This window comes from Kitasatospora sp. NPDC057512, assembly GCF_042802135.1.
Taxonomy (GTDB): domain Bacteria; phylum Actinomycetota; class Actinomycetes; order Streptomycetales; family Streptomycetaceae; genus Kitasatospora.
In genome coordinates, this window is the sequence record NZ_JBHVET010000769.1 from 1 (window position 1) to 3,836 (window position 3,836).

Here is a 3,836-nt window from a genome sequence, read left to right on the forward strand (position 1 = left end):
GCCGCAGCGCGTGCGACCGGGGGCTCCGGCGGAGCGGACGGGCCTACAGGCCGACCTCGCGCATCAGCTGGCCGACCTCCGGGTTGGTCAGGCGGCGCAGCCAGCCCGACTTCTGGTCGCCCAGGGCGATCGGGCCGAAGTGGGTGCGCACCAGCTTCTCGACCGGGAAGCCGACCTCGGACAGCATCCGGCGGACGATGTGCTTGCGGCCCTCGTGCAGGGTCACCTCGACCAGGTAGTTCTTGCCGACGTTGGAGATGACCTTGAAGCTGTCGGCGCGCGCGTAGCCGTCCTCCAGCTCCACGCCCTGGGCCAGCTGCTTGCCCAGGTCGCGCGGGATCGGGCCCTGGATCGCGGCCAGGTAGGTCTTGGTCACGCCGTAGCGCGGGTGGGTGAGGCGGTGGGCCAGCTCGCCGTGGTTGGTGAGCAGGATGATGCCCTCGGTCTCGGTGTCCAGGCGGCCGACGTGGAACAGCCGGGTCTCCCGGTTGGTCACGTAGTCGCCCAGGCACTGGCGGCCGTCCGGGTCCTCCATGGTGGAGACCACGCCGGCCGGCTTGTTCAGCGCGAAGAACAGGTAGGACTGGGTGGCGACGGTCAGGCCGTCCACCTTGATCTCGTCCTTCTGCGGGTCGACCCGCTTGCCCTGCTCGGTGACGCGCTTGCCGTTGACCTCGACCCGGCCCTGCTCGATCAGCTCCTCGCAGGCGCGGCGGCTGCCGATGCCGGCCCGGGCCAGCACCTTCTGGAGGCGCTCGCCCTCGGGCTCGCCGAAGGTCTTGGGCAGCTTGACGGCCGGCTTGTCGTGCCGGGCGAGGACGGCGTCCTCGATCTTGGCCTGGAGCTCGCGGGAGCGCTGCGGCTGGCGGCGCGGGTCGCCCGGGGCACCCTGGCCCTCACGGCGCGGGCGCGGGGCCGGGCTGGGGCGCCGGCCGGCATAGCCGCCGCGGGCCGGGGTGGCGTTGGGGCCGCCACCGTACTCGGGGCGGTCGTACCGGCGCTCCTCGGGCCGCAGCGGGCGGTCCGGGTAGCGGCGGTCGTCCCGGCGGTCGTCCCGGCGACGGTCGTCGCGCCGGTCGTCACGGCCGTACGAGCCGCCGCGCGAACCCGCGCTCGAACCCGAGCCCGAGCCGCCGCGGCCACCGTAGGAGCCGCCACCGCTGCCGCCGTACGAACCCCCGCGCGAGCCCGAGCCGCCGCGGCTGCCGCCGCTGCCGCCGCCGTAGGAGCCGCCGCCCCGGCCCCCGCCCTGTCCGCCGCGACCGCTCCCGCCGCCGCTGCTGTTCCTGCCGTTGCCACTGCTACGCATCAAAGTGTCCGTACGTCGTTCCGTCTGGGATGTGCGGTCGTTTCGGCCGACCTCACCGCCCCCTACCGATCGGGCCCGGCCCGACCGGCCTCGCCACTGCCGTCCGCGGCCTGCGCGGCAGCGGCGGCGACCGCCTCCGCGATCATCGTGCCCTCCAGGGACTCCGCTTCCACGTCGTCGACCTCGGGCAGGAAGGGAGCGAGCTCCGGCAGCTCGTCCAGGCCGCGGAGCCCCATCCGTTCCAGGAAGTAGTTCGTCGTCCGATACAGGATCGCACCTGTTTCGGGCTCGGATCCGGCCTCTTCCACCAGTCCTCGCTGTACCAGGGTACGCATCACGCCGTCACAGTTCACACCACGGACGGCGGAAACCCGGGATCTGGACACCGGCTGCCGGTAGGCGACCACCGCCAGGGTCTCCAGTGCGGCCTGGCTGAGCCGGGCCTGCCGGCCGTCCAGGAGGAAGCGGTCGACGGCCGCGGAACAGGTGTCCCGGCTGTAGAACCGCCAGCCGCCCGCGACCAGCCGCAGGTCGAAACCGCGGCCCTGCGCCGCGTATTCGGCGGACAGCTCGCGCAGCGCGGCCGCCACCTCGGCCCGGGGCCGCTCCAGCACGCCGGCCAGCCGCTCCTCCGCCACCGGCTCGTCGACGACCATCAGCACGGCCTCCAGCTCGGCCCGCAGCCCGGCGTCGGCGGGCCCCTCGGCACCGGAAGTCGGCGGGGCCGACTTCTGGTGCACGACGCGCGCCTCCTCCACCGCACCGGCCGGCGACACCGCACCGGCCGGCTCCACCGGGTCCGGCAGCAGCTCGAAGGCCGGCTCCAGCCACTCCTCGGCCCTCGGCCGCCCCGGCATCCCCAGCGGGCGCCGCACCGGCCGCCCGCCCCCGTCCCGTCCGCTCATCGCCGCCGACCCTCCTCGACCCCGCCGTCTCCACCGGCCTCGCCGGCCGGCCGGTCGAACTCGTCCGTCACCTCGACCGCGCTCCGCCCCTCCTCGGCCACCCAGCGCACCAGCAGCTCGCCGAGCGCCTCCGGCTGCTCGAAGGCGAGCACCCGCTCCCGGTACAGCTCCAGCAGCGCCAGGAAGCGGGCGACCACCACCAGGTCGTCCGGCGCGTCCTCGACCAGCCGCTGGAACGAGGCCTCGCCCAGCTCGGTGAGCAGCCCCACCACCAGGGAGGCCTGCTCCCGCACGCTCACCGGCGGGGTGTGGATGTGGTCCACGTACACGACCGGCGCGGGCCTGGGCTCCATCGCCCTGGCCGCCAGCTCGGCGAGCCGCTGCGGCCCGACGCCGAGGACGACCTCCGGCAGCAGCTCCGCGTGCCGGGGCTCCAGGGCGGCGGTCCGGGGCCGGCGCAGCAGCTCGGTCGCCCAGCGCTCGCCGAACAGCGCCGCCGCCCGCTTGTACGCCCGGTACTGGAGCAGCCGCGCGAACAGCAGGTCACGGGCCTCCAGCAGGGCCAGGTCGGCCTCGTCCTCGACCTCCGCCACCGGCAGCAGCCGGGCGGCCTTGAGGTCGAGCAGGGTGGCGGCCACCACCAGGAACTCGGTCGCCGCGTCCAGGTCCCAGTCCGGGCCCATCGCCCGGATGTGCGCCATGAACTCGTCCGTCACGGTGGCCAGCGCCACCTCGGTGACGTCCATCCTGTGCTTGGCGATCAGGCTGAGCAGCAGGTCGAAGGGGCCCTCGAAGTTGTCCAGCCGTACCCGGAAGCCGCCCCGCGACTCGTTCTCGGTCGCGCTCGCGGCGGCGGTGGCGGCAGTGGCGGCGGTGGCGGCAGTGGCGGCAGTGGCGGTGTCGGCAGTGGCGGTGGCGGCTGGTCCGGCGGTTCTGGGCATGACGGTCCATCTTCACCCGTCCCCGCCTCCGGCCCCGCCCCGGGGCCGACCGACACGCCGTGCCACCCGCGCCCCGGACCGGCGCCCGCCCGGCGCTCCGCCGGCGCTCACGGGCCCGTACGAGCCCCTCCGCACGCACCCGTCCCGTCGAACAGGCCACGGTGGATCCCCCGGGCCCCGGGAACGCCCCTGCGGCGCCCGAGACGGCCCTCCGGCGCCCGATACCTCGCCGGCCCCTCCGGCCCGCGTCCCGCGGGCCTCCTGCCGCCCTTGCGGCGCTCTGCGGCGCCCGACCCGGCCTCCGGCGGCCTCCCCACGCCGGGCCCGCGGCCCCCCTCGACGCCCGGCGCAACCGCCGGCCGCCCTTCCGCGCCGCCTACCGGCCGCGCAGCCGCCGCACCAGGATCGAGGCCTCGCCCCGCTGCTCCAGGTCCGCCAGGACGACCGCGATGGCCTCCCGGACGATCCGCCCGCGGTCCACGGCCAGGCCGTGCTCGCCGCGCAGCACCAGCCGGGCGTGCTCCAGGTCCATGAGCTCCTCGGCGGACACGTACACCGTGATCTTCTCGTCGTGCCGCTCGCGCCCGCTGGGCCGGCGCGGCGCGCGGCCGCGCGGCCGGGCACGGCCGGCGGCACCGGACGGCTCCTCGGCGGCGCCCTGGTGCGTGCGGGCCGCCGCGG

The 3,836-nt window shown here is 76.0% G+C and carries 3 protein-coding genes and 1 pseudogene; all 4 read right to left on the minus strand.

Annotated features, from left to right (window positions below):
* Positions 1–43: 43 nt before the first annotated feature.
* A complete protein-coding gene (locus ACFU6K_RS33420) occupies positions 44–1,309 on the minus strand; it encodes a pseudouridine synthase (protein ID WP_380669487.1) in 1,266 nt (421 codons plus the stop codon).
* 62 nt (positions 1,310–1,371) lie between these two features.
* On the minus strand, positions 1,372–2,214 hold the full coding sequence (gene scpB / locus ACFU6K_RS33425; protein WP_380669489.1) for an SMC-Scp complex subunit ScpB: 843 nt from the start codon (positions 2,212–2,214) through the stop codon (positions 1,372–1,374).
* A complete protein-coding gene (locus tag ACFU6K_RS33430) occupies positions 2,211–3,155 on the minus strand; it encodes a segregation and condensation protein A (protein WP_380669491.1) in 945 nt (314 codons plus the stop codon). The genes scpB and ACFU6K_RS33430 overlap by 4 nt, the downstream gene beginning before the upstream one ends.
* A gap of 376 nt (positions 3,156–3,531) precedes the next feature.
* Positions 3,532–3,836, minus strand: a pseudogene (locus ACFU6K_RS33435) (hypothetical protein); the annotation flags it as partial.

What these genes read in the sequence shown, in the direction of transcription:
- ACFU6K_RS33420 (WP_380669487.1), bottom strand. Translation starts at nt 1,309, where the DNA reads ATGCGTAGCAGTGGCAACGGCAGGAACAGCAGCGGCGGCGGGAGCGGT.
- scpB (WP_380669489.1), bottom strand. Translation starts at nt 2,214, where the DNA reads ATGAGCGGACGGGACGGGGGCGGGCGGCCGGTGCGGCGCCCGCTGGGG.
- ACFU6K_RS33430 (WP_380669491.1), bottom strand. Translation starts at nt 3,155, where the DNA reads ATGCCCAGAACCGCCGGACCAGCCGCCACCGCCACTGCCGACACCGCC.